Source organism: Bradyrhizobium nitroreducens (genome assembly GCF_002776695.1).
In the GTDB taxonomy this organism is placed as follows: domain Bacteria; phylum Pseudomonadota; class Alphaproteobacteria; order Rhizobiales; family Xanthobacteraceae; genus Bradyrhizobium; species Bradyrhizobium nitroreducens.
The window spans coordinates 64,908-90,986 of record NZ_LFJC01000003.1 but is presented as its reverse complement, the minus strand read 5'-3'; the positions used below and the strand labels follow the sequence as shown (position 1 = coordinate 90,986).

The 26,079-nt window shown below is 64.6% G+C and carries 19 protein-coding genes; 9 read left to right on the top strand and 10 right to left on the bottom strand.

All coding sequences use genetic code 11. The features are described from left to right. Window positions 1-24: 24 nt before the first annotated feature. Window positions 25-4,140, bottom strand: coding sequence for a bifunctional diguanylate cyclase/phosphodiesterase (locus tag TSA1_RS00430; RefSeq protein WP_100174618.1), 4,116 nt, complete (start codon window positions 4,138-4,140; stop codon window positions 25-27). A gap of 44 nt (window positions 4,141-4,184) precedes the next feature. On the opposite strand from TSA1_RS00430, the gene TSA1_RS39225 reads away from it, so the two are divergent. From TSA1_RS39225 to TSA1_RS00415, 4 genes are all read left to right on the top strand, one after another. After that, the gene (locus tag TSA1_RS39225) at window positions 4,185-4,361 is read left to right on the top strand and encodes a hypothetical protein (protein ID WP_161497174.1); all 177 of its coding nucleotides are present in this window, start codon (window positions 4,185-4,187) and stop codon (window positions 4,359-4,361) included. Window positions 4,362-4,434: 73 nt separating this feature from the next. Continuing rightward, window positions 4,435-5,487 carry an Ldh family oxidoreductase gene (locus TSA1_RS00425; RefSeq protein WP_100174617.1) on the top strand — a complete coding sequence of 351 codons (1,053 nt, stop codon included), beginning with the start codon at window positions 4,435-4,437 and terminating at the stop codon, window positions 5,485-5,487. Window positions 5,488-5,508: 21 nt separating this feature from the next. Continuing rightward, window positions 5,509-6,876 carry an LLM class flavin-dependent oxidoreductase gene (locus tag TSA1_RS00420; protein ID WP_100174616.1) on the top strand — a complete coding sequence of 456 codons (1,368 nt, stop codon included), beginning with the start codon at window positions 5,509-5,511 and terminating at the stop codon, window positions 6,874-6,876. A gap of 14 nt (window positions 6,877-6,890) precedes the next feature. Further along, window positions 6,891-7,676, top strand: coding sequence for a fumarylacetoacetate hydrolase family protein (locus TSA1_RS00415; protein WP_100174615.1), 786 nt, complete (start codon window positions 6,891-6,893; stop codon window positions 7,674-7,676). A gap of 116 nt (window positions 7,677-7,792) precedes the next feature. Here TSA1_RS00415 and TSA1_RS00410 read toward each other — a convergent pair whose 3' ends face one another. Next, the gene (locus TSA1_RS00410) at window positions 7,793-8,248 is read right to left on the bottom strand and encodes an Lrp/AsnC family transcriptional regulator (RefSeq protein WP_100174614.1); all 456 of its coding nucleotides are present in this window, start codon (window positions 8,246-8,248) and stop codon (window positions 7,793-7,795) included. A 153-nt stretch (window positions 8,249-8,401) separates the two neighbouring features. Here TSA1_RS00410 and TSA1_RS00405 point away from each other — a divergent pair, with 153 nt between their 5' ends. Then, window positions 8,402-11,851 carry an indolepyruvate ferredoxin oxidoreductase family protein gene (locus tag TSA1_RS00405; protein ID WP_100174613.1) on the top strand — a complete coding sequence of 1,150 codons (3,450 nt, stop codon included), beginning with the start codon at window positions 8,402-8,404 and terminating at the stop codon, window positions 11,849-11,851. A gap of 63 nt (window positions 11,852-11,914) precedes the next feature. Here the strand turns inward: TSA1_RS00405 and TSA1_RS00400 are convergent, their stop codons facing one another. Beyond that, complete coding sequence (locus TSA1_RS00400; protein WP_100174612.1) at window positions 11,915-12,826, bottom strand: LysR family transcriptional regulator; 912 nt, start codon at window positions 12,824-12,826, stop codon at window positions 11,915-11,917. 309 nt (window positions 12,827-13,135) lie between these two features. Here TSA1_RS00400 and TSA1_RS00395 point away from each other — a divergent pair, with 309 nt between their 5' ends. The 3 genes from TSA1_RS00395 (at window position 13,136) to TSA1_RS00385 (ending at window position 16,542) form a co-directional block, all read left to right on the top strand. Next, complete coding sequence (locus TSA1_RS00395; protein WP_100174611.1) at window positions 13,136-14,317, top strand: HlyD family secretion protein; 1,182 nt, start codon at window positions 13,136-13,138, stop codon at window positions 14,315-14,317. A 117-nt stretch (window positions 14,318-14,434) separates the two neighbouring features. Continuing rightward, window positions 14,435-16,051, top strand: a complete 1,617-nt coding sequence (locus TSA1_RS00390; RefSeq protein WP_100174610.1) for an MDR family MFS transporter — start codon at window positions 14,435-14,437, stop codon at window positions 16,049-16,051. Window positions 16,052-16,080: 29 nt separating this feature from the next. Then, a complete protein-coding gene (locus TSA1_RS00385) occupies window positions 16,081-16,542 on the top strand; it encodes a carboxymuconolactone decarboxylase family protein (protein ID WP_100174609.1) in 462 nt (153 codons plus the stop codon). 127 nt (window positions 16,543-16,669) lie between these two features. Here TSA1_RS00385 and TSA1_RS00380 read toward each other — a convergent pair whose 3' ends face one another. The 6 genes from TSA1_RS00380 to TSA1_RS00355 all read right to left on the bottom strand — a co-directional run bounded on the left by TSA1_RS00380 (window position 16,670) and on the right by TSA1_RS00355 (window position 22,437). Beyond that, the gene (locus TSA1_RS00380; RefSeq protein WP_100174608.1) at window positions 16,670-17,530 is read right to left on the bottom strand and encodes a D-amino-acid transaminase; all 861 of its coding nucleotides are present in this window, start codon (window positions 17,528-17,530) and stop codon (window positions 16,670-16,672) included. Window positions 17,531-17,737: 207 nt separating this feature from the next. After that, the gene (locus TSA1_RS00375) at window positions 17,738-18,469 is read right to left on the bottom strand and encodes an amino acid ABC transporter ATP-binding protein (protein ID WP_100174607.1); all 732 of its coding nucleotides are present in this window, start codon (window positions 18,467-18,469) and stop codon (window positions 17,738-17,740) included. Window positions 18,470-18,481: 12 nt separating this feature from the next. After that, the gene (locus TSA1_RS00370) at window positions 18,482-19,174 is read right to left on the bottom strand and encodes an amino acid ABC transporter permease (protein WP_094894725.1); all 693 of its coding nucleotides are present in this window, start codon (window positions 19,172-19,174) and stop codon (window positions 18,482-18,484) included. A gap of 2 nt (window positions 19,175-19,176) precedes the next feature. Then, window positions 19,177-19,908, bottom strand: a complete 732-nt coding sequence (locus TSA1_RS00365; RefSeq protein WP_100174606.1) for an amino acid ABC transporter permease — start codon at window positions 19,906-19,908, stop codon at window positions 19,177-19,179. 119 nt (window positions 19,909-20,027) lie between these two features. After that, window positions 20,028-20,939 (bottom strand): amino acid ABC transporter substrate-binding protein, encoded by a 912-nt coding sequence (locus TSA1_RS00360; protein ID WP_100174605.1) that lies wholly within the window; start codon window positions 20,937-20,939, stop codon window positions 20,028-20,030. A gap of 100 nt (window positions 20,940-21,039) precedes the next feature. Continuing rightward, window positions 21,040-22,437 (bottom strand): M20 family metallopeptidase, encoded by a 1,398-nt coding sequence (locus tag TSA1_RS00355; RefSeq protein WP_100174604.1) that lies wholly within the window; start codon window positions 22,435-22,437, stop codon window positions 21,040-21,042. A 287-nt stretch (window positions 22,438-22,724) separates the two neighbouring features. Here TSA1_RS00355 and TSA1_RS00350 point away from each other — a divergent pair, with 287 nt between their 5' ends. Then, window positions 22,725-24,104 (top strand): LLM class flavin-dependent oxidoreductase, encoded by a 1,380-nt coding sequence (locus TSA1_RS00350; protein WP_100174603.1) that lies wholly within the window; start codon window positions 22,725-22,727, stop codon window positions 24,102-24,104. A 157-nt stretch (window positions 24,105-24,261) separates the two neighbouring features. Here the strand turns inward: TSA1_RS00350 and TSA1_RS00345 are convergent, their stop codons facing one another. Beyond that, window positions 24,262-25,923 carry a thiamine pyrophosphate-binding protein gene (locus TSA1_RS00345; protein WP_100174602.1) on the bottom strand — a complete coding sequence of 554 codons (1,662 nt, stop codon included), beginning with the start codon at window positions 25,921-25,923 and terminating at the stop codon, window positions 24,262-24,264. Window positions 25,924-26,079: the final 156 nt, after the last annotated feature.

Sequence of the window (26,079 nt, the reverse complement as noted above, 5' to 3'; positions counted from 1 at the left end):
GCCGGGAACGGAGCGCCGCAGTCCTCAGACCACGGCGCGCTTCAGCCGTGACGCCGCGGCTTCCGTGGCGGCAATTTCGGGCTCCGGCTGGAGCGGCGGGGCGACAGGCGGCACCATCGGCCGCAGCAGCTCGGCCATCTGCCGCGCCGGCAAGGGCTTGGAGATGAGGAAGCCCTGCATCTCGTCGCAGCCATGGGTGCGCAGGAATGCCTCCTGCTCGGCGTTCTCGACGCCTTCGGCGACGACGGTCATGCCGAGCGCCTTGCCCATGCTGATGATGGCCTGCGCGATCGCCTGGTCTTCCGAATCCTGCGGCAGGTCGCGCACGAAGGAGCGGTCGATCTTGATGGTGTCGATCGGGAAGTGCTTCATCAGGGACATCGACGAATAGCCGGTGCCGAAATCGTCGATGGCGAGGCGGATGCCGCGGCTCTGGATGGCGTCGAGCACCTTGAGGGCGCGACCGACGTTGCGCATCATCATGCTCTCGGTGACTTCGAGCTGAAGCAGCACCGGCGACATGCCGCTGGCCGCCAGCGCCTCGTCGACGTCCTGCAACAGATGTTCGTCGGCGAACTGCCGCGGCGACAAATTGACCGCCATCGACACCGGCAGCAGGCCGCGGCGCTGCCAGGCCATCGCCTGCGCGCAGGCCTCGTTGAGGACCCAGCGGCCGATCGGCACGATCAGCCCGGTTTCCTCCGCGAGCGGAATGAACTGCGCCGGCGAGATGCTGCCGAGATCGGGATGGGTCCAGCGCAGCAGCGCCTCGACGCCGGTGATCTGGCCGGTCTCCATCTCCACCTTGGGCTGGTAGTTCAGCGAAAACTGCCCGCGCTCGAGCGCCCGGCGCAGCGCGCTCTCCAGCGACAGACGCTCGATCGACTGCGTCTTCACTTCCTTGGAGAAGAAGCGATAGCCGTTCTTGCCGTCTTCCTTGGCGAGATACATCGCCATGTCGGCGTTCTTGGTCAGCGTCTGCGCGTCCGAGCCATTCGCCGGATACATCGCGATGCCGATCGACGCCGTGGTGTGGCACTCGTGCCCGGCCAGCTCCATGGGCTGGGCAAGCGCGGTCAGGAGTTCGGTCGCGATGCGCTGAACGTCGTCGATCTCGCCGCACTGGTCGAGGATCACCACGAACTCGTCGCCGCCGAGCCGCGCCACCACGTCGCTGGTCCGCAGCGCGCCGCGCAGGCGGTTTGCGACTTCGAGCAGCAGCAGATCGCCGGCCTCGTGCCCGAGTGAATCGTTGATGACCTTGAAGCGGTCGAGGTCGATGAACAATACCGCAAAGCGGTGATCGTGACGCTCTGCCGTGTCGATCGCCTCGCGCAGAAGCGCATTGAAGGTCTCGCGGTTCGGAAGGTCGGTCAGGCTGTCGTGCGAGGCGAGGTATTCGATCCGCTCGTCCGCCTGGTTCTTGGCGTCGGCGCGATCGAAATTCTCCATCGCAAAGGAGACGTTGTCGGCCAGACGCTGCAACAGCTCGACGAACTCGGTCGTGAAGCTGGCGGGCTCGGTCGACATGTAGATCATGACGCCGACCGCCTGGTCGTGAACGACGAGCGGAAACGCCGCGCCCGAGCGCGCGCCGTCGCCGCGCACGATGGCGTGGAAGGCGCTCACACGCTGGTCGTTGAGATAGTCGTTGCTGATGCAGGGCTGGCGCGTACGGAACGCCGTGCCGCTCATTCCGCGCCCTTCCGGCCGCTCCGGATCGATGGAGAGACGGACGTTGCGCGTGGTGTCGGCGGACGGGCCGGCACTCGCCACGATCTCCAGCTGATCGCTGTCGGCCTTGGCCAGGGCAATCGTCGTCGAGGTGAACTTGGCACCGTTCGAGGCCGCAAGGCACACGAGATCGAACAGTTCGGCGCGCGACTTCGCCCGCATGATCGCCTCGTTGGTCGCGCTCAGGGACGCGAACATGCGCGTCAGGCGCTCCTTCTGCGCCTCGGTGCGGGCCTTTTCCTCGGCCCGATCGAAATTGTCGAGGGCGAAGGAGACGTTCTCGGCGAGGCGTCCCAGCAATTCGACCAGATCGGGCGTGAATGTATTCTCTTCAGATGCGAGGAAAAGCAGGATGCCGATGGGCTCCTGGCCTGTCTTCAGAAGCGGGAAGCTGGCGGCCGCGCGCGTTCCGTCCTCGACCGCCTTCGTCCGCCAGTACATGGACCGCGGCTCGTTCAGATAGTCATTCATGACACTGGGCCGGCGATTCCGGAGCGAGGCCCCGATGATGCCCTGGGCCTCGGGATGGCCGGGGGAGATATTGCAGGTCCGTCCGGCCATCTGCTCCTGCAGACGCCCCTTCACCGCGACGACACGAACGATTTCGTTGCCCTTGTCGATGATGCCGATCGTGGCCGAGGCAAACACGTCGCCGAGGACGGCAGCCTGGCAAGCGGCCTCGAACAATTCCTCGCGCGTCTTGGCGCGGATGATGGCTTCATTGGTTGCGCTGAGCGCCTCGAACATTCCGGTCAGGCGGTTACGCTGCTTGTCCGCCTGCGCCTTCTCCTCGGCGCGCTCGAAACTTTCCAGCGCGAAGGCGACATTGGCCTGAAGCTTGCGCAGCAATTCGACGAATTCATCCGTGAAGGTGCCGCGCTCCGGAGAGTTGAACAGGAATACGCCCTCGATCCGATCGCCGTTGAACAGCGGCAGCGCCGCAGAGGACGCGATGCCGGTGCGGCGGGCGCTGGCGTGCCACGGCGCGATACGCTCGTCGGCGAGCACGTCGTTGCTGACGGCGGGCTGGCGCGTGCGGAAGGCGGTGCCGGTCAGGCCGCGGCCTTCCGGCACGTCCTCGGAGGTTGAGAACTTGAAATTGCGAACATGGTCCGCGTTCGGCCCGTAGCTGGCGACGACGCGCAGCAGCTCGGCGTCATGGTCGACCAGCGCGATGTTGGCCGAGGTGAACTTGGCGCCCTTCGCGGTCGCCTCGCAGACGAGGTCGAACAGCTCGGCGCGCGACCGCGCCCGCAGGATCGCCTCGTTGGTGGCGCTGAGCGCCGCATACATGCGCGCCAGCCGTTCCTCTTCCGCGGCAATTCTGGCCTTCTCGGACACCCGGTCGAAATTCTCGATTGCGAACGAGACGTTCTCGGCCATGCGCAGCAGCAGCGCAACGACTTCCTCGTCCTTGGCCCATGACTTGCTGATGAAGAACAGGACGATGCCGACGCTCTCGCCAAACTTGATCAGCGGAGCGGCTACACAGGCCGCGACACCCGTATTCACATTGGCCTGCTCCCACAGCGTTCCCTTCGTGCGGCTGACGAGGTCGTCCTCGACAAGGGGCCTTTGGCTGCGGAAGACGTTGCCGGAGATGCCGCGGCCATAGGGGTTGGCGGCATCGACGGAATATTTGGTCTGGGCGACCAGCTCCAGATTCGGGCCGGTGCCGGCGACTGGCTTCAGCCAGTGGGTGTCCCGCTCCTTCAGCAGGACGATGGTCGCGAGCGACTTGCCGCCATGGACGGAGGCGTCGCACACGAGCTGGTACAGCTCCTGCTCGGTCTTGGCGCGCAGAATGGCCTCGTTGGTGGCGCTGAGGGCGCCGAACATGCGGTTGAGACGCCGCGTCGCCCGCTCGCTGGCTTGCTGCGCGGTGTCGCGCGCGAAATTGTCCAGCGCATAGGAAATGTTGGCCGACATGCGCTCGAACAGCGCGACCATCTGCTCGTTCAGCGAATTGGGCTCGCTGCGGGTCACCAGCAACACGCCGACACTCTTGCCGTTGCAGAGCAGCGGCAACGCCGCCGCCGCACCGATATGGGCCGCAGCCGCGCCTGCGCGCCACGCCAGCGAGCGCGGATCATTCAGATAGTCGTTGCTGATGCACAGCTTCTGATCGCGAAACGCCTCGCCCCCCACACCCGATCCTTCGGGCGTGCCGGCTTCCGTGGTGATGACGATCGAGCGCAATCGCTCGATGTCATCGCCGCAGCCCGCCGCAAACCGCAGGCGGCGGCCGTCCGGTTCGACCAGGAACACCGCCACGGCCAAGAAGTCCCCGCTCGAAAACCCGGCGTCGCAGACCTTCTGGTACAGCTCGTCCGGCGATTTCGCATAGAGGATCGCCTCGTTGATGGCGCTCAACGCCGCAAAGGTGCGCGCGAGTGTCGTCGGCACGATCTCAGCTCCCGGGCATTCTGCCTATTTCTCCCGGTGACTTTATGAACGGCCATCGCCTAAGTGGTCGTTATTGCGCGCTGCAAACCCTCAATCAAAGTGAACGAGCTGCGAACGACCTGCGCCAAACTGCAGGAAATACCGCCGCACGGGACGATTCGCCGACCAATGGCGGCTCTCTTTACGATTTTGCAGCCCTGTATTGGTTTACGGGAGATTGATATCGCAGCTGCGCTTTGAGACGATGGCTTCAACAACCCGCGCCGCCAAGGGCGGGGATCTCGAGGGAACGCCATGCCGATCGTCAAGGCCGATCGCCTCACGCGCGTCAGCGCCGCCCTGCTCCGCGCCGCCGGGGCCTCCGAGGAAGAAGCCGATGCGGTCGCAATCGGCTGCGTCAATGCCAATCTGGCGGGCCACGATTCGCACGGCGTGATCGCCGTTCCCACCTATATCGACCGCATCAAGGCCGGGCACATCGTTCCCGGCGCCGAATGGACCATCGTCCAGGAATCGCCGACCACGACCGTGATCGACGGCCATTGGGGCTTTGGCTTCCACGTCAACGCCAAGGCGATGGCGCTGACGATCGAGAAGGCGAAGACCGCGAACGTCGCCGCCTGCACCGTGTTCCGGCAGAGCCATGTCGGTCGCCTCGCCGCCTATCCCTTGATGGCGATGCGCGAGGGCATGATCGGGATCGCGACGGCGGATTCCGGCCGTTCACCGAAGCACGTGGCACCGTTCGGCGGCAAGGAGGCGCGGCTCGGCACCAACCCGATCTCGATCGCGGTGCCGTCCGATCTCGAGACGCCGTTCTATCTGGACATGGCGACATCGGCGGTCGCGGCCGGCAAGATCCAGCTTGCCGTCGCTCGCGGCGAAGAGATTCCAACGGGGTGGATCATCGACGCCGAGGGACGGCATACCACCGACCCAACCCAATACCGCAAGGGCGGCGCGCTGCTGCCGCTCGGCGGCACCGAGGGCTACAAAGGCAGCGGCCTCGCCGCCATGGTCGAGGTGCTCTGCGGCCTGCTCACCGGTCTCGGCTTCGGCGTCGAGCCGACGGGGCGGCACAATGACGGCTGCTTCATGGCTGTGTTCAACGTCGCCGCGTTCCGTCCGCTGAAGGAGTTCAAGCGCGAGGTCGCGGAGTTCGCGCGTTATCTGAAATCGACGCCGCCCTCCGAGGGCAGCAAGGGCGTCTACTATCCCGGCGAGATCGAGGGCCTGCGCGAGCAACAGCGCCTGCGCGACGGCATCGAAATCGAGGATGCGACCTGGGAAAAGCTGCGCGTGCTGGCGCGCGAATACCGGCTCGACACCGTCCTCGATCTGTCCTGACGCAATCCGGAGAACAGCAACATGAACCGGCAGATGGTCCTGGTCGGCTTCCTCCAGGCGCAGAATTGCACCAATTTGCCGAGCTCCTGGCGGCATCCGGACTCACGCGACGATTCGATGTCCGCCGATTACTATCAGGAGATCGCCAAAATCCTCGAAGCCGGCAAGTTCCACATGGCCTTCTTCGATGACCGCCTGGCGATGCCGGACCGTTACGGCAACGACCACGCCCACACCGTCGAATACGGCATCCGCTGCGTGAAGATGGATCCGCTGATCGTGCTGACCACGATGGGCATGGTCACCGACAAGCTCGGCCTGGGCGCAACCTGCTCGACCACCTATTACGAGCCGTTCGACGTCGCCCGCCGCTTCGCCACGCTCGATCTGATGTCCGGCGGACGCGCGGGCTGGAACGTCGTGACCTCGCTGAACGACGGCGAAGCCCTCAACATGGGACGCGACTCCCATCCCGAACATGACTCGCGCTACGACAAGGCCGACGAGTTCATGGAGGTCGTGCTCGGCCATTGGGACACCTGGGAAGACGGCGCGTTGATCATGGACAAGAAGAGCGGCCGCTTTGCCGATCCGACCAAGGTGAAGCGGCTCGATCACAAGGGACCGGCGTTCAAGTCGCGCGGGCCGTTCACCGTGCCGCGCTCGCAGCAGGGTCACCCCGTGATCATCCAGGCGGGGGCATCCGGTCGCGGCCAGCGCTTTGCCGGGCGATGGGGCGAGGTGATCTTCACCGCCGCGCGCAATCTCGCGGCCGCCAAGGAAGGCTACGCGGCGGTGCGCAACCAGGCCGCCAAGGCCGGCCGCGATCCCGAACAGATGTTTCTCTGCAACCTGACGACGCCGGTCTGCGCGGCGACCAAGGCCGAGGCCGAGGACAAGATGGCGCTGATCAACAAGCTGCCGCTGCAGATCGACGCGCTGTCGCTGCTCGCCGAAGCGCTCAACTACGACTTCGCGTCCAAGGATCTCGACGAGCCTCTGACGACGGACGAGTTGAAGAGCATGCAGGGCATCCTCGGCATCCGCGACGGCGTGCTGAAGAATTCAGGCAAGAGCAATCCGAGCGCGCGGGACTTCGTGACGTTCTCCGGCCGCGGCCAGGTGCAGGACGCTATGGTCGGCGGCCCCAAGGAGATCGCCGACAGGCTGGAAGAGATGTTCGTCGAGCGCGGCTGCGACGGCCTTGTCATCGCGGCGACCTATGTGCCCGGCTCCTACGCCGACTTCGTCCAGCACGTGGTGCCGGAATTGCAGCGCCGCGGCCTGTTCCAGAAGGAGTATCGCGGCAAGACGCTGCGGGAAAATCTCGGGCTGAAGCGGCCGGCGGCCGGCGCCTGGAAGGTGCAGCCGCGCGATGCCGCGGAATAACGGGAGGCTCCGACATGCGCTGGCTGAAATTCACCACCGCGGGCAAGACCTCCTGGGGAATCATCGAGGGTGACAAGGTGATCGCCGTCGACGGCGATCCCTTCGGCGAGTGGCAGCGCACCGCGCGCACGCATGCGCTCGGCGCCGTCAAGATCGAGCTGCCGCTGATCCCGCGCACCTTCTATTGCGTCGGCTTGAACTACCTCAAGCACCTGAAGGAGGCCGCCGACAAGGCCGGCACCGTGCCGGCCGTGCCGGACCGTCCCGAGATCGGCTACCGCGCTCAGAACGCGCTGATCGCGCATGACGAGGACGTGGTGATCCCCTCCTTTGCGACGGAGAAGATCCACTATGAGGGCGAGCTCGTCGTCGTCATCGGCAAGAAAGTGAAGCACCTTACCAAAGAGAACGCGATGGATTGCGTGTTCGGCTACACCATCGGCAACGACGTCAGCGAGCGCAGCTGGCAGAAGGCCGATCGCAGCCTGTGGCGCTCCAAGAATGCCGACACGTTCAAGCCGATGGGGCCGTGGATCGAGACCGCGGCCGAGCTCGAACAGATGGAAACGGTCGTCCGCGTCAACGGCAAGGAAACCAACCGCTTCGCGACCGCCGACATGATCTTCGGCGTGGTGCCGTTCCTGGTCGAGCTGACGAAGTATTTTACGCTGTGGCCAGGCGACGTGATCTGGATGGGCACGGACGGTGCATCGCCTGATATCAGGCACGGCGATGTCGTGGAGATCGACATCAGCGGCGTCGGCACGTTGCGCAACAGGTTCGTGCGGGAGCAACGGTAGCCGCATTTGCGGTGCCTTAAGGTGGACAAAGGCGCTCTTGCGCCGTGCCCACGATCTCGTTCGATCGCGGAAAATACGTGGGCACGCTTCGCTTTGCCTACCCTACAAGACCTCCCTCAAAACGGCAGCGCCACGCTCGTCTTGATCTCCTTCAGCACCACGTTGCTGCGGACATAGCGGATGCCGGGGATGCGGAACATGAACTCGTCGAGGAAGCGGTTGTAGGCCGCCATGTCCTGCACGACGACACGCAGATGATAATCGGCATCGCCCGTGGTCGCGAAACATTCCAGCACCTCGCGGCGCGTCGTGACCCTGGCCACGAATTCATCGACGAATTTCGCGTCATGCCGTTCCAGCGAGACGTGGAGGATGGCGGACATCGCAAAGCCCGCCTGCTCTCGCGCGACCAGCGCTGCATAGCCCCGGATGACGCCGGCCTCCTCCAGCGCCCGCACGCGGCGCCAGCAGGCCGAGGTGGACATGCCGACCTCGTCGGCGAGTTGCTGGTTGGTGGCTCGCCCATCCCTCTGCAGATGGCCGAGTATTCGCGCGTCCTGTTCTTCGATCATGATGGCCTCCCCAGCCGGAAACCTCTACCAAATTTGACGCTATTTTGCAAAATTCTACCGAATCCGCGATTGAAGTGGGATAAATAGGTAAGACCTACCAGCCTCCGAGGCATAACCTTCCACGATCAGGCAGGATGCCGCGCGAGGTCCGCCATGGACGCCATTCCGTCACTCGACACTTACGATCTCTCCGACCGCTACGATCGCGAGGAGGGCCGCGTCTTCCTCACGGGCACGCAGGCCATCGTCCGCATCGCGCTCGACCAGGCGAGGCGTGACCGCGCGAGCGGCCTCAACACCGCGGGCTTCATCTCCGGCTATCGCGGCTCGCCGCTCGGCGGCGTCGATCTCGAGCTGTGGCGCATCCAGGAGCGGCTGAAGCGGGACCGCATCGAATTTCTTCCCGCCGTGAACGAAGACCTCGCAGCCACCGCGGTGCTCGGCTCGCAGCAGGTCGAAACGCAAGGCGATCGCGAGGTCGATGGCGTGTTCGGTCTCTGGTACGGCAAGGGCCCCGGCGTCGATCGCTCCGGCGACGCGCTCAAGCACGGCAATGCCTACGGCTCCTCCCCGCATGGCGGCGTGCTGGTCGTTGCCGGCGACGACCACGGCTGCGTCTCCTCCTCGATGCCGCACCAATCCGACGTCGCCTTCATGAGCTGGTTCATGCCGACGCTGCATCCCGCCAGCGTCAGCGAGTATCTGGAATTCGGCGAGTATGGCTACGCGCTGAGCCGCTTCTCCGGCATGTGGGTCGGCTTCAAGGCGATCTCCGAGATCGTGGAATCAGGCGCCTCCGTCGCGCTACGCCGTCCGCGTGCCTTCCGCACACCCGACTTCGCGCCGCCGCCCGATGGACTGCACTATCGCTGGCCCGATTTGCCGGGCCCGCAGATCGAGGAACGGCTGGAGGCCAAGAAGCATGCGGTCTACGCCTTCGCCAAGGCCAATCCGATCGACCGCCACATTTACGATATTCCAGGCGCGACCTACGGCATCGTCACCACGGGCAAGGCGCATCTCGATCTGATGGAAGCGCTGCGGCTGATGGGCCTCGATGAAGCCGCCTGCCGCAGCATCGGCATCGACATCTACAAGGTCGGCATGGTCTGGCCGCTGGCGCTGCATGACGCCATGGCCTTCGTGAAGGGCAAGCGCGAGATCCTCGTGGTCGAGGAGAAGCGCGGCATCATCGAAAGCCAGTTCAAGGAATATTTCTACGACTATCCCGGCAGCAAGCCCGAGCGCATGGTGGGCAAGCACGATGAAACCGGCGCACGGCTGATCTCCTGGATTGGTGAATTGTCGCCGCGCGCGCTTGCGTCCGTGCTGGCTCGGCGGCTCGACCCGATGTTTCCAGGCCTCAATCTGGCCGCGCGTGCAGCCGCGCTGTTGCCGGAGGCGGCCCGCACCATCAACGTATCAGGCGCAACGCGCACGCCCTATTTCTGCTCGGGTTGCCCGCACAACACCTCGACCAAGGTGCCCGAGGGGTCGAAGGCGCTGGCCGGCATCGGCTGCCATTTCATGGCGAGCTGGATGGACCGCGAGACGTCGTCGCTGATCCAGATGGGCGGCGAAGGCGTGAACTGGGCGGCTTCGTCGCGCTTCACCGGCCACAAGCACGTTTTCCAGAATCTCGGCGAAGGCACCTACTACCATTCTGGCTCGATGGCGATCCGGCAGGCGATCGCCGCCGGGGCGAACATCACCTACAAGATCCTGTTCAACGACGCCGTCGCGATGACAGGCGGCCAGCCGGTCGACGGCCCCGTCAGCGTGCATGCCATCGCGCACAGCGTCCGCGCCGAAGGCGTGGCGCGCATCGCGCTGGTCTCCGACGATCCCGCGCATTTCAGCCCGGCGGACCTGCCCGGCGGCGTCACCATTCATCCCCGCGAGGAAATGGATGCCGTGCAGCGCGAGCTGCGCGATATCCCCGGCGTCTCGGTCCTGATCTACCAGCAGACCTGCGCCACCGAGAAGCGGCGCCGGCGCAAGCGCGGGCTGATGGCCGATCCCAGGCGCTTTGCCTATATCAACGATCTCGTCTGCGAAGGCTGCGGCGACTGTTCGGTCGAATCCAACTGTCTCAGCGTCGAGCCGAAGGAGACGCCGTTCGGCCGCAAGCGCCAGATCAACCTGTCGTCCTGCAACAAGGATTTCTCCTGTCTCAACGGCTTCTGCCCGAGCTTCGTCACCGTCGAGGGCGCCACGCGGCGGAAGAAGGGTGCAAGCCAGATCGACGCGGCCAGCCATGCGGCCACGCTTCCCCTGCCCTCCTCCATGTCGCTCGATCGCCCCTATGACCTGCTCGTGACCGGCGTCGGCGGTACCGGCGTGATCACCGTCGGCGCCCTGATCGGCATGGCCGCGCATCTGGAGCGCCGTGGCGTTTCGGTGCTGGACTTCACCGGCTTTGCGCAGAAGTTCGGACCCGTGCTGAGCTATATTCGCCTCGCACCGTCTCCCGAGGGCCTGAACCAGGTTCGCATCGACCAGGGCGCTGCCGATGCGCTGATCGGCTGCGATCTGGTCGTCAGCTCTTCGCCGAAGGCATCCGGCACCTATCGCCGGGGCACGCGCGCCGCGGTCAACACCGCGGAGATGCCGACCGGCGACGTCGTCCGCTTCCGCGATGCCGATCTCGCCTCCTCCGCCCGCCTGCGCGCCATTGGCCAGGTCGTCGGCGAGCACAATCTCGGCACGCTCGATGCCAATGCGCTTGCCGATCGGCTGCTCGGCGACACCGTCTATGCCAATATCATCATGCTCGGCTTTGCCTGGCAGTGCGGGCTGATCCCGATTTCGCTCGCCGCGCTGCTGCGCGCGATCGAGCTCAACGGCGTCGCAGTCGAGCGCAACAAGCAGGCCTTTGCCTGGGGCCGGATCGCGGCTTCCGATCCGGACTTCCTGCCGAAGCCGAACGAGGCGCCCACAACCGAGACGCTCGACCAGATCATCGACCGTCGCGCCGACTTTCTCATCGCCTATCAGGACAGCAGCTATGCGGCGCGCTACCGAGCGACCGTCGCAAGGGTCCGCCATGCCGAAGCGGCTCTGAACAGCGAGGCTTTGACCGAGGCCGTCGCACGCGCCCTGTTCAAGCTGATGGCCTACAAGGACGAATACGAGGTGGCGCGCCTGCACATGAAGAGCGGATTCCTCGATGTGCTGAGACGCGAATTCGAGGACGGCTTCAAAGTCCAGTACCATCTCGCACCGCCATTCCTGCCGTCGCAGCGCGACGCACGCGGGCGTCCGCGCAAGCGCGCCTTCGGCCAGTGGATCCAGATGCCGCTCGCCGCGCTCGCGCGATTGAAGGGGCTGCGCGGAACGCCGTTCGATCCGTTCGGCTACACCTCCGAGCGGCGCACCGAACGCGAACTGATCGCCTGGTATGAAGGTCTGATCGAACGGATGCTCGGCGAGCTCGGTACGGCGCGTCTGCCGGATCTCGTCGCGATTGCAAAGGCGCCGATGGAGATCCGCGGCTACGGCGCGGTCAAGGACATCGCGATCGGGAAGGCGAAGACGGAGGTCGGGCGGCTGCTCGACGAACTCCGTGGACCAGCGCCGGCAAGGATGCGCGCCACCGGCTGACGCAAAGCCGTGTCCACGAGGCAAGGGCGCCTTTGCCCACCCCCTGGCCTGCCGCCGCGCCGCTCATGAATACGGGTTGATCAGCTTCTGCTGCTCGGCGCTGTGATGCACGAGCAGGTCGATGAAGGTCCTGACCTTTGCCGACAGATGATGCCGATGCGGATAGACCGCGTTCATGGACAGCTCGACGGTCCGATATTCCGGCAACAGACGCACGAGGCGGCCGGCCTCGAGGTCGTCCTGAATCAGAAACCCTGCCATCAGGCACACGGCGGCCCCCTCCAGCGCGACCTTCCGCAACGCTTCCCCGCTGTTGGTGACGAAGCTGCCCGAGATTCGCACCGAAGCCGGTGCGCCCTTGCGATCGAGGAAGTGCCATTCATCGCCAAACGGATAGTTCAGGTGACGACCGCAATTATGCGTGGTGAGCTCGTCGAGTTTCTGCACCCGGCCGTGCCTCTCGATGTAATCGTGGGAGCAGCACAGCACGTGGCGCCAGGTGGCGAGGCTCCGCACGATCAGGCTCGAATCCGGCGGCGGGGTCATGCGCAGGGCAACATCGTAGCCTTCCTCGATGAGATCGACGTCGGCCTCGCCCATGCGCAGATCGATCTTGAGCTCCGGATAGGTGGACAGCAGCTTCGCCACCACCGGCGTCACGAACGGCACCATATGGGTGGCGACGTGGATGCGCAGCGTGCCGCGGGGCACTGACTGCAATTCGCCGGCAATGTCATCGGCCTGTTCGATGTCCGCGAGGATCTGGACGCAGCGATCGTAATAGGCCTTGCCGATCTCCGTAAGGTTGACCTTGCGCGTGGTGCGATGAAGCAGCCTCACCCCAAGCCGGTCTTCCAATGCCTGGACGTGATTGCTCACCATGGTGGTCGACATGTTGAGCTTGCGGGCTGCTGCGGAGAAGCCGCCGGTCTCGACCACGCGGCTGAACACTTCGAGGCTGGTCAATCGGTCCATGGCTGCGTGATTGTCCGCTCTTGATCGATAATCGCTGGGGATTCTCCTCGATTATCTATCAGATCCTGCATACCGGTCCCACCCCGCCCAGAGCTTTGCGTGCGGCAGGACCCAGGCCCGTTAGCAGCAATCGTACGACAGGGACGGCAATCGCTCTGGCGCAGTCGCCGGGCTGGTTCGGTACATCATCCGGGTCAAGACGCAGCCTCGGACTATCCGCTGCTGGTGGATAATCCTTCCTGCAATTCGCCAATTATCGCTTGAACTGGAAAGGCCGATATTCACGGCGAGCCGAAAGGGAAGACCGCCATGTCCGAGATGCCCCGCACCGAAAACTTTCAGCAAGCAACTGAAATCACTGCCGATTATTCCAAGGCGCGGCCGAGTGCCCCGCCCCGGAATATGGTTCGGCGCGCAGCGCTGGTGCTTGCGCTGCTCGCGGGCACGGCGACCGTGGCTTATTACGGGCACGACTACTGGACCAACGGCCGCTACCTCGAGACGACCGATGACGCCTATGTGAAGGCGGACTCCACGATCGTCGCACCAAAGGTCTCCGGCTATATCGCCAAGGTGCTGGTCGGTGACAACGAGAAGGTCAGAGCCGGCCAGCTTCTCGCCAAGATCGACGATCGCGACTTCAGGGCGGCCCTGGAGCAGGCACGCGCCGACGTCGCCGCCGGCGAAGCCTCGGTGCGCAACATCGATGCCCAGCTCGAACTCCAGCAACCGATCATCGAGCAAAGCACCGCCGATGTTGCGGCAGCGGACGCCAATCTCAAATTCGCGCAGGAGGAGCGCGCCCGCTACGACGATTTGATGAAGTCGGGCTCCGGCACCATCCAGCGCGCACAGCAGACAGACGCGGCACTGCGCGCCAGCAGCGCGCAGCTGCAGCATGCCAAATCCGGCCTCGTGGCCGCGCAACGCAAGGTCGACGTGCTCACCACCCAGCGCGCCCAGGCCGCGGCCCAGCTGGAACGGGCCCGCGCGGTCGCACAGCAGGCGGCGCTGAACCTGTCCTATACCGAGATCACTGCGCCGGTCGACGGCACGGTCGGTGCCCGCGCATTGCGGGTCGGCCAATACGTCCAGGCCGGCACGCAATTGATGGCCGTGGTGCCGCTCGATGCGGTCTATGTCGTCGCGAACTTCAAGGAGACGCAGCTGACACATGTGCGCCCCGGCCAGCCGGTCGAGCTGCACGTCGACAGTTTCCGTAGCAAGACCCTGCGCGGCCATGTCGACAGCCTGTCGCCGGCCAGCGGGCTCGAATTCGCGCTGCTGCCGCCGGACAACGCCACCGGCAACTTCACCAAGATCGTGCAGCGTGTTCCCGTGAAGATCGTGCTCGACGACCACAGCCTGATCGGCCTGCTGCGCCCCGGCATGTCGGCGGTGCCGACCGTCGACACCAAGCAGACGGTGCTGGCAGAGCGCGACACCGCAAAGCGTCTGGCTGACAACGCCCCTCGCCGCAACGGCGGTTGAAGCCGGAAGGCTCCGGCGGGATTGTCAAATCCTGCCGGATGATCCTTCCGGGACTTCCTCGATGATCGAAACCACCTGCCTGACGCATCCTGTCTCCGTACCCGAGACGAGGCTTCCATGAGCACGCTTCAACCGACAGTCAACGCCGCATCCATCGGCAACATCCCCGCGCCCGCCGCTCCCGCGACGCCGGCGGTGTCGGCAAGAACCTGGATCGCGGTGATCGGCGCGACGCTCGGCGCCTTCATGGCGGTGCTGAACATCCAGATCGTCAACGCCTCGCTCGCGGACATTCAGGGCGCAATCGGCGCCGGTATCGACGACGGCGGCTGGATCTCCACCTCTTATCTGATCGCGGAGATCGTCGTGATCCCGCTCTCGGGCTGGCTCGCGCAGGTCTTCTCGATCCGGATCTATCTTCTCAGCAACGCGGTCCTGTTCCTGCTGCTGTCGGCGGCTTGCGCGCTGGCGCAGGACCTGCCGCAGATGATCGTGCTGCGCGCCGTGCAGGGGTTCACCGGCGGCGTTCTGATCCCGATGGCGTTCACGCTGATCATCACGCTGCTGCCGCGCGGAAAACAGCCGGTCGGTCTTGCGTTGTTCGCGCTGTCCGCGACGTTCGCTCCAGCGATCGGCCCGACCATCGGCGGCTATCTCACCGAGAATTTCGGCTGGGAGTACATCTTCTACGTCAACCTCGTGCCCGGCGCGGTCATGGTCGGCATGCTCTGGTACGCGCTCGAGGCGAAGCCGATGAAGCTGGCGCTGCTGCGCGAGGGCGACTGGGCCGGCATCATCACCATGGCAATCGGGCTCTCCGCGCTCCAGACCGTGCTCGAGGAAGGCAACAAGGACGACTGGTTCGGCTCGCCCTTCATCGTCAAGCTCAGCGTGATCGCGGTCGCGGCGCTGACGGCCTTCTTCATCATCGAACTCACGGTGAAGAAACCGTTGCTCAATCTGCGCCTGCTCGCCCGCCGCAATTTCGGCTTCGGCATGCTGGCGAACTTCCTGCTCGGCGTCGCGCTGTACGGCTCGGTGTTCATCCTGCCGCAATATCTGGCGCGCATCCAGGGCTACAACGCGGAGCAGATCGGCATGGTGCTGGCCTGGACCGGGCTGCCGCAGCTCGTGCTGATCCCGCTGGTGCCGCGCCTGATGCAGAAATTCGACGCGCGCATCGTGATCGGCGTCGGCTTCGTGCTGTTCTCGGCCTCGAATTTCATGAACATCTATATGACCAGCGACTACGCCGCCGACCAGCTGCTGTGGCCCAACGTCGTCCGCGCCATCGGTCAGGCGCTGGTGATGGCACCGTTGTCGGCGGTCGCGACCGCCGGCATCGAAGCCGAAAATGCGGGGTCCGCCTCCGGTCTGTTCAACATGATGCGCAATCTCGGCGGCGCCGTCGGCATCGCTCTGCTGCAAACCGTGCTGACCAAGCGCGAGCAATATCACTCCAACGTGCTGATGCAGTCGGTCTCGGTGTTCGAGCAGGCCACCCGCACGCGACTGGAACAGCTCACGCAATATTTCGTCAACCACGGCGTTCTCGACCGTGCAGACGCCGCGCATCGTGCCTATGTCGCGGTCGGCCGTATCGTGCAGAAGCAGGCTTACATCTTCGCCTTCAGCGACACCTTCTACCTGCTCGGCATGGCGCTGATCGTCGCTCTGGTCGCCGTGTTCTTCCTGAAGAAGCCCGGCCAGACTTCAGCCGGCGGAGCCCATTGATCCCACCCTAGGAAGCAAGGAGAACGACCATGAAGCCTCGCATGAACTACTACCAGGCCGCGCCCGACACCATCAAAGCGCTGATGGCGCTGGAAGAGCAGATCCAGTCGACGGGGCTCGAGAAATCGCTGATCGAGCTGGTCAAGATCCGCGCATCCCAGATCAACGGCTGCGCCTTCTGCATCAACATGCACACCGAGGACGCCCGCAAGCGCGGCGAGACGGAGCAGCGCATCTATCTGCTCAACGCCTGGCGCGAATCTCCGCTGTACTCCGACCGCGAGCGCGCGGCGCTGGCCTGGACGGAAGCCGTGACGCTGATCTCAGAGACGCACGCGCCCGATGACGTCTATGAACAGGTTCGCGCGCAATTCTCCGACGCGGAGACGGTGAACCTGACCATGCTGATCGGCGCCATCAACGCCTGGAACAGGATTGCGATCGCGTTCCGCGTGGTCCATCCGGTGAAGGTAAAGGCGTCGGTGGCGTGAGCCAACCACAACGACAGTCTTGTCAGGTAGGCAAAGGCGCACTTGCGCCGTGCCCACCATCTTCCATGAATTCGAAGGACGTGGGCACGCTTCGCGTTGCCCACCCTACGGCAGCTGAGCGTGTGGCCTAGACCGCCGTCGCCTTGGCGAACTCCACGTAGATTTCGCGCAGGCGCGTCGCCATCGGGCCGGGCTTGCCGTCACCGACCTTCTTGCCGTCGATCGCGATCACCGGCTGGACGAACAGCGAGGCCGAGGTGGCAAAGGCTTCCTTTGCAGCCAGCGCTTCCTCGACCGTAAAGGAGCGTTCCTCGACGCGGAGCTGACGCTCTTCGGCGAGTGCCACCACCGCCTTGCGGGTGCAGCCCGGCAGGATCGCGTTGGAGTTCTTGCGGGTGACGATGACGTCGTCCTTGGTGAGGATGAACGCCGAGGACGAACCGCCCTCGGTGACGTAGCCGTCTTCCAGCATCCAGGCCTCGCCCGCGCCGGCTTCGGCCGCCGCCTGCTTCGCCAACACCTGCGCCAGCAACGCCACGCTCTTGATGTCGCGGCGCTCCCAGCGGATGTCGGGCACCGTGATCACGTTGATGCCGGTCTTGGCCGAGGCCGCGTTGATGATGTCCTTTTCCGACGTGAACATCACGAGGCTCGACTTGACGTCCCCCTTGGGGAAGGCGAAGTCGCGGCCCTTGTCGGCGCCGCGCGTGACCTGGAGGTAAACGAGGCCGTTCGCGAGCTTGTTGCGCGCGATCAGCTCCTTCTGCAGCTCGGTGATGCGCTCGAGCGTCTCCGGCAGCTTCAGCTTGATCTCGCCGACCGACCGCTCCAGCCGCGCCAGATGCGAGGCGTTGTCGACCAGCTTGCCGTCGAGCACCGCCGAGACCTCGTAGATGCCGTCGGCGAACAGGAAGCCGCGATCGAGGACCGAGATTTTGGCGTCCGAGAGCGGGACGAATGAGCCGTTGACGTAGGCGATCGGGTCCAAGGCAGGTCTCCTGGCCGGCAAAGGGGGATTCGGCGCGCTTATACGCCAGTTAAGGGGAGCAAGCACCCTCGTTTTGTCATTCCGGGGCGGCGCGAAGCGACGAGCCCGGAATCCATCTCACCTCATGTACTGCCGCCCGATGGATTCTCAGGTGCGCAATTGCGCACCATAGCTCGCGACTGCGTCGCGCCCCGGAATGACAAAGAGCTAATGCGACAGAATCTTGGACAAGAACTTCTGCGCGCGGTCGCTGCGCGGCTTGCCGAAGAAGTCTTCCTTCGCCGCGTCCTCGACGATCTCGCCGCGGTCCATGAAGATCACGCGATTGGCCACTTTGCGGGCAAAGCCCATCTCGTGGGTGACAACCATCATGGTCATGCCTTCATGAGCGAGGTCCACCATGACGTCGAGCACCTCGCTGACCATTTCCGGGTCGAGCGCCGAGGTCGGCTCATCGAACAGCATGACGATCGGATCCATCGCGAGCGCGCGGGCGATCGCAACGCGCTGCTGCTGGCCGCCAGACAGGTTCGCGGGATACTTTTGCGCCTGTTCCTTGAGGCCGACGCGCTCCAGCAGCTGCATGCCTTTCGCCATCGCCTTGTCGCGCGACCGGTCGAGCACCTTCTGCTGCGCGAGGCAGAGATTGTCGATGATCTTCAGGTGCGGGAACAGCTCGAAGTGCTGGAACACCATGCCGACGCGCGAGCGCAGCTTGGGCAGATTGGTCTTGGGGTCGTTGACCTTGGTGCCATCGACGCTGATGTCGCCGCTCTGGAACGGCTCCAGCGCATTGACGCATTTGATCAGGGTCGACTTGCCCGAGCCCGAGGGGCCGCAGACCACCACGACCTCACCCTTGGTGACGCTGGTTGTGCAATCGGTCAGCACCTGGAAGCTCGGGCTGTACCATTTGTTGACGTGGCTGATTTCGATCATGACGGACACGCTCTATCGAATGATGGCGATGCGCGCCTGCAGGCGACGGACGCCGAAGGACGCGATACAGGAAATGGTGAAGTAGACGACCGCTGCGAACAGGTACATTTCGACGAGGCGTCCGTCGCGCTGCGCGACCTTGCTCGCCGCGCCCAGGAAGTCCGTGATCGACAGGACGTAGACCAGCGAAGTGTCCTGGAACAGCACGATGGTCTGCGTGATCAGCACCGGCAGCATGTTGCGGAAGGCTTGCGGCAACACGACGTAGCGCATGGTCTGGGCGTAGGTCAGCCCCAGCGCGCTGGCCGCGGCCGGCTGGCCGCGCGAGATCGACTGGATGCCGGCGCGCATGATCTCGGAGAAGTAGGCCGCCTCGAACATGATGAAGGTGATGAGCGAGGATGCGAAGGCGCCGACGCTGATCGGACGCGAGGCGCCGGTCACCCATTGCCCGATATAGGGCACCAGGAAGTAGAACCAGAAGATCACCAGCACCAGCGGCAGCGAGCGCATGAAATCGACATAGACCCCGGCGATGCGGCCGAGGATCTTGTAGCCGGACAGCCGCATCAGCGCGAGCGCGGTGCCGAAGACGAGGCCGCCCAGGGCCGCAAGCGCCGTCAGCGTCAGGGTGAACGTCATGCCCTCGTAGAACAGATAGGGCAGCGCACGGCGGATGACGTCGAAATCGAGATTGGCGAACATCGCTATTTCCCCGTGATGTAGCCGGGGATCGCGACCCAGCGTTCGAGGAAGCGCATCGCCGTCACGACCACGGCATTGACGAGGAGGTAGAGGATCGTCGCGGCAGTGAAGGCCTCGAACACCTGGAACGAGAATTCCTGCATCGAGCGCGCCTGTCCGGTCAGCTCGAGCAGGCCGATGGTGATCGCCACCGCGGTGTTCTTGATGGTGTTGAGGAATTCGGAGGTCAGCGGCGGCAGGATGATGCGGAACGCCATCGGCAGCAGCACGTAGCGATAGGCCTGCACGGTGGTGAGGCCGAGCGCAGTGGCCGCCATCTTCTGCCCTCGCGGCAGCGAGCCGATACCGGCCTGCAGCTGAACGGCCACGCGTGCCGACATGAAGAAGCCGATGCCGATCGCGGCCGTCCAGAACGGCGCGTTCGGGAGTTGCTTCAGCCAGGTCCCCGCGGTCTTGGGCAGCAGCTCCGGCAGCACGAAGAACCACAGGAAGAGCTGCACGAGCAGCGGCATGTTGCGGAAGAATTCGACATAGGCAAAACCGAACCAGTTCGCCCCTTTCGAAGGCAGCGTACGCATGACGCCGACGAGCGAGCCGGTGATCAGCGCGATGACCCAGGCCAACGCCGCGGTCTTCAGGGTCAGCACCAGGCCCGACAGCAGCATGTCGAGATAGGTGCCCGTCCCCATCGGGTTCGGCTGGAAAAAGATTCCCCAGTTCCAGTTATAGTTCACGTGTCCCCCGCGCGAACGCGCCACTGATCAAGATTGTCCCGGCGCCTATGCAAATGTCCGGCCACCCCTGTGTCAAGAGTGGCCGGACATGATCCCGATCGAAAGATCGAGGTTCTATCTTACTTATAGTCGTCCGGGTTCGGCGAGTCCGTGGGCTTCGCGAACTCGTTCTTCAGCTCGGCCGAGATCGGGCTGTTGAGGTTCAGGCCCTTCGGCGGGATCTTCTGGGTGAACCACTTGTCGTAGATCTTCTGGCCTTCGCCGGAGGTGTAGAGCGCAGCGGTCGCCGCATCGACCACCTTCTTGAACGGCGCGTCGTCCTTGCGCAGCATGATGCCGTAGGGCTCGGGCTTGGAGAAGGCGTCCTTGGAGATGACGTAGTCATCCGGCGACTTCGAGCCGGCGACGAGGCTCGCGAGCAGGATGTCGTCCATGACGAAGGCGACCGCGCGGTCGGTCTCGACCATCAGGAAGGCTTCGGCGTGGTCCTTGGCCGGAATGATGTTGGCGCCGAGCTTCTTCTCGACGTTGGCCTCGGTCAGCTGCTTGATGTTGGTGGTGCCGGCGGTCGAGACCACCGTCTTGCCCTTGAGGTCGTCGATCGACTTCAGGCCGCTCGACTTCTTGAAGACGTAGCGGCTGGCGGTCAGGAAGTGGGTGTTGGTGAAGGCAACCTGCTTCTGACGCTCGGCATTGTTGGTGGTCGAGCCGCATTCGAGGTCGATGGTGCCGTTGGCCATCAGCGGGATGCGGGTCGCCGAGGTCACCGGGTTGAGCTTGACCTCGAGCTTGTCGAGCTTGAGTTCCTTCTTCACGGCGTCGACGATCTTGTAGCAGATGTCCATCGCGAACCCGACGGGCTTCTGGTTGTCGTCGAGATAGGAGAACGGGATCGAGGAGTCGCGGAAGCCCAGCGTGATGGCACCGGTGTCCTTGATGTTCTTCAGCGTGCCGGTCAGCTCCTGGGCCCCGGCCTGGCTGACGACGAAGGTCGCGGCGAGTGCGAGCCCGATGCTACGGAAATGTTTCACGTCTTTCTTCCCCTTTCAGGATGATGCGGCCGAATGCAAGCACAAATCGGCCTGGATTAGAATGTGACTTTCGGCTGGATTGAAGGCTCAGGTTAATGGCTCAGCTCAGAGGTCTCGTCAGAGGTCTTGGCAATTGGCCGAGATCCCAGAACAGCCCGGCCATCACCGTCAAGGCTTCTTCGGTGAGAGGCAGCAGAATGTGCTCATTCGGCGCATGCTGGGAGCAGCCGGGATAGGAGTGCGGGACCCAGATCGTGGGCAGGCCCAGGATCTCGGAAAAGACGTCGTTGGGCAGCGAGCCGCCGAAATTCGGCAGTACGGCCGGCGCCTTGCCGGTGGTCTCTTGCACCGAATCCGCCGCCCATTTGATCCATGGGCTGTCGAAATCGGTGCGCGATGCAGCAAAACTCTGGGCAGCGCGCACCTCGACCATCGGAAAGCCCTTTTCGATCAGATGGGCGCGGATCGCCTCGATCAGCCCATCAATCTTGGTACCGACCACGAAGCGCAGTTGCAGTACGGCATTGGCATGGCCGGGAATGGCATTGGCCGGCTTGTCGATATTGCCCGACGACATCGCCAGCACTTCCAGCGTGTTCCAGGCGTAGAGCCGTTCGGCCGCCGACAACCCCTCCTCGCCCCAGTTCTCGGCCAGCGCGGGCTCGTCCGCACCCGGCACCACCTGCACGTCGGCGAGATAGGAGCGGATCTGGTTGGTGAGCCGCGGCGGCTTCAGGGCATCGAGCTGGAGGCGGCCGTGGCCATCGACCAGCGTGGAGATCGCATTGACCAGGATGGTCGCGGGATTGGCGAGAACGCCGCCCCAATTGCCGGAATGGTGGCCGCCGTCGCGCAGGTTCACATCCAGATGGATGCGGATGCCGCCGCGGCAGCCGAGGAACAGCGTCGGACGGTCGGCGGACAGGCGCGGCCCGTCGGAGGCCATGAACAGGTCTGCCTTGAGCGCGTCGCGATGGAGATCGCAGACCTTGCCGAGATCGGGCGAGCCGATCTCCTCGCCCATCTCGACGATGAACTTGGCGTTGAAGCCGAGCTTGCCGCCGCGGGCCTCGCGCACCGCGCGCAGCGCCGCCATGTTGATGCTGTGCTGGCCCTTGTTGTCGGCGGTGCCGCGGCCATAGACCCGCGTGCCCGCGACCGTGGTGCGCCAGGGATCGCGGCCATCGCGCCACTCGCCTTCCATGCCGTCGACGACGTCGCCATGACCGTAGACCAGCACGGTCGGCGCGGACGCGCTTTCGTGATGCTCGGCGAACAGGAACGGCGCCTTGCCGCTGGGGGATTCGACGATACGGCTGGTGAAGTCGAGCGCAGCGAAAGCCGGCTGCATCTCCTGTTCCAGATAGGCGCGCAGCTCGGGGCCGCGCGACGGATTCTGGCTCTCGGTCTTGAAGGCGACGCGGCGGTCGAGCTCGGCGAGGAATGCGCCGGATTTGAAATCCTCACGGGCGCGGGCGATGGCGTCGGCTCTGGTCATGACTGGTTTTTCGAGGCTTTGAGAGGAAGGACCTTACCCGACACGGATTGGCCTTCGAAAGTGGCAGGGAGTTGGATAGTTCTTGTAGTTCTCTTGTACTTCTCTTGTAGTTCTCTTGGGATTTCGTTCTTGCTTCCTTGAGATTGGCTTGCCAAGCGCAGCAGCGACGCTGATTTTGGCCTTGCCAAGCCCAAACGATATGCAAGAACTTCGCCAAGTTTGGCGCCAAGTTCGGGCGCACGTCTATCATTCGAAGAGCGCTCAGTACAGGGCGCCGGGGGACCAGCATGGCCAAAGAGATCCGGCTCAACGCCTTTGCGATGAATTGCGTCGCCCACCAGTCACCGGGCCTGTGGACCCATCCGCGCGACCGCACCGCCGAGTATAACCGCCTGCCCTACTGGATCGATCTCGCCAGGACGCTGGAGCGTGGCCGTTTCGACGGCTTGTTCCTGGCCGACGTGCTCGGGGTCTACGACGTCTATGGCAACAGCCCTGACGCGGCCTTGCGCAACGCAGCACAGACCCCGTCAAACGAGCCGCTGCTGCTGCTGTCGGCGATGGCCGCGGTGACGAAAGATCTCGGCTTCGGCGTCACCAGCAACCTCTCCTTCGAGCCGCCCTACCCGTTCGCACGGCGGATGTCGACGCTCGACCATCTCACCGAGGGGCGGATCGGCTGGAACGTCGTCACCGGCTATCTCGACAGCGCCGCGCGCGGCGCCGGCAAGGACAAGCAGACCGGGCATGACGACCGCTACGACATTGCCGACGAATATATGGAAGTCGTCTACAAGCTCTGGGAAGGCAGCTGGGAGGACGACGCCGTGCTGCGCGACCGGGCGCGAGGCATCTTCACCGATCCCAGCAAGGTTCACCGCATCAATCACGAGAGCGCGAATTACCGCATCAACAACACCATTCATCTCAGCGAGCCCTCGCCGCAGCGCACGCCCGTGCTGTACCAGGCCGGCACCTCGCCGCGCGGCCGGCAGTTCGCGGCCAAGCATGCCGAATGCGTGTTCATGTCGGGACCGTCGGCCAAGATCATCGCGCCGCGCGTCGCGGCGATCCGCCAGGAGGCCGCCGCGCTCGGCCGCGATCCCGCTGAGATCCTGATGTTCAACATGATGACGATCATCCTCGGCAACACCGAAGCGGAAGCTGCGGCGAAATACGCCGACTACCGCTCGCACATCAATCCGGAAGGCGCGCTTGCCCTGATGTCGGGATGGACCGGTATCGACTTCTCCGGCTACGAGCTCGACCAGCAGGTGCGTCACGTCCAGAACGATGCCGGCCGCAGCGCGCTCGACAACGTCACCCGCGGCGACCCGGATCGCGTCTGGACCGTGCGCGACGTCATCGAGCATGTCGGCATCGGCGGCGCCGGCCCGGTCGTGGTCGGCACGCCCGAAAGCGTCGCGGACAAGATCGAGGACTGGTTCGAGAAAACCGACGTCGACGGCCTCAACGTCGCTTTCGCGATCTCGCCCGGCGATTTCGAGGATATCGCGGACATGCTGGTGCCGGAGCTGACCAAGCGCGGGCGCTACAAGAAAGAATATGCCAAGGGCACGCTGCGCGAAAAACTGTTCGGCGATGGTCGCGCCAGGCTGGATGCGCCGCATCCGGCGGCAGGGTATCGGGCGGGGAAGACGGGATAGACGTCGCACACCCGGTGTCATGCCCCGGCTTGACCGGGGCATCCCGTACGCCGCGGCTTATCACGGAATCACAACCGTCTCTGGAATACTGGATCGCCCGCCTTCGCGGGCGGTGACGGCGGAGACCTGGGCGGCAGCGCCGTGTCGGCTGCCCGCCCTACACCTTCCCGTCCACCATCACCTCGATCAGCTTCGTCCCCGGCCGGTTGAACGCCGAAGCCAGCGTCGCCTTGAGCTCGCGAGGGTCGCTGATCCTGATCGCCTCGCATCCCAGCGCCTTCGCAACGCCCGCGAAATCGACGGGCGGATCGACGAAGTCCATGCCGACGTAATTGTCATCGCCGTGGAAGGCGAGCAGGCGCTGCTTGATGATGCGGTAGCCGCCATTATTGGCGATGACGACGTTGAGCGGCAGCTTGTGATGCGCCGCGGTCCACAGCGACTGGATCGAATACATCGCACTACCGTCTCCGGAGAAGCACACGACGGGGCGATCCGGATTGGCGATGCTGGCGCCGACCGAGGCCGGCAGGCCCCAGCCAATGCCGCCGGAGGCAAGGCCGTGATAGCCGTAGCGGTCGCGATGGGGGCGCAGCGCCGTGACCTGACGGCTGGAGGTGAGGCCTTCGTCGACGAGAATGGCGTTGTCGGGCATGGCCTCGACCATCTGCAGCACCAGAAAATCCGGATCGATGGGGCTGCGGCCCGCGCTCTTGCCGATCTGCTCGACCAGCGCCGCGCGGCGCGCGGTCCAGTTCTGCGGCGCGAGATCGGCGAGGCGCTGCCTGGCGCGGCCCGCAAGTGTGGCGCCGCCCAGCTCCTTCAACACCGGGATCAGCGCGCGCAATGTCTCCTTCAGGTCTGCCTTCAGCGCGATCTCGGCGCCGTAATTCTTGGCGATCTCCCAATCGACGAGGCCGATCTGCACGATGCCCAAGCCATCCGGCAGCGCGTCCACCTCGCTGTAGACCGACATGCGCAAGGGATCGCCGCCGAGCGCGATCAGCAGGTCGTAAGGCGCCAGCGTATCGCGCGCGACTTTCTGCACGCGCGCGAGCGTGCCGACGAAGCTCGGGCTCTCCGAGAGGAAGTGCGAGCCGTAAGGCGTCGAGGACTGGTAGGCGGCGGCACCTAACAGCTCGGCGAGCTCGGCGGCTTCCTTCAGGGCGTCGCTCTTGACCACCTCGTCCATGGTGACGATGACGGGACGCTCCGCCTTGAGCAGCCGAGCGGCAAAAGCTCTCAGCGCTTCGTCCGATGGTTTTGTCCGCGCATCGATGCGGGTGGAGCGGCCGAGATCGATGCCGGCCTCGCTGTTCAGGATATCGCCCGGCAGCGAGATGAACACCGGTCCGGTCGGCGGCGTCATCGCCACCTTGGCGGCGCGGCGCACGATGCGCGGCAGGTCTTCCAGACGCGTCACCTCCACCGCCCATTTCACCAGCGGCTCGGCCATCCGCACCAGCGGACCATAGAGCACCGGCTCCATCAGCCCGTGCCCCTGCTCCTGCTGGCCCGCGGTCAAGATCATCGGCGTGCCCGTGAACTGGGCGTTGTAGAGCGAGCCCATGGCGTTGCCGAGGCCGGGGGCGACGTGGACGTTGCAGGCGACGAGCTTGCCGGACGCGCGGCTGTAGCCATCGGCGATCGCGACCACCAGGCTCTCCTGCATCGCCATCACGTAGGTGAGGTCGGGATGGTCCTTCAGCGCATGCATGATCGGCAGCTCGGTGGTGCCGGGGTTGCCGAACAGATGGGTGATGCCCTCGTCCTTGAGCAGCGCGAGAAAGGCGGAACGGCCGGTGATCTTGTTCTTCATGTTTCCTCCAGGAGCGGACGTTGCCGCAAGGACGAAAGGCATGATGGCCGAAGTCACGGGATGCACGCAAGGAAGCCCGGTCATGGCTGCGTTGCGCGTGACGGCCTCGTGTCCCGGGCGCGGCGCAACGTGCAACGTTGCGACGCAGAGCCGGGA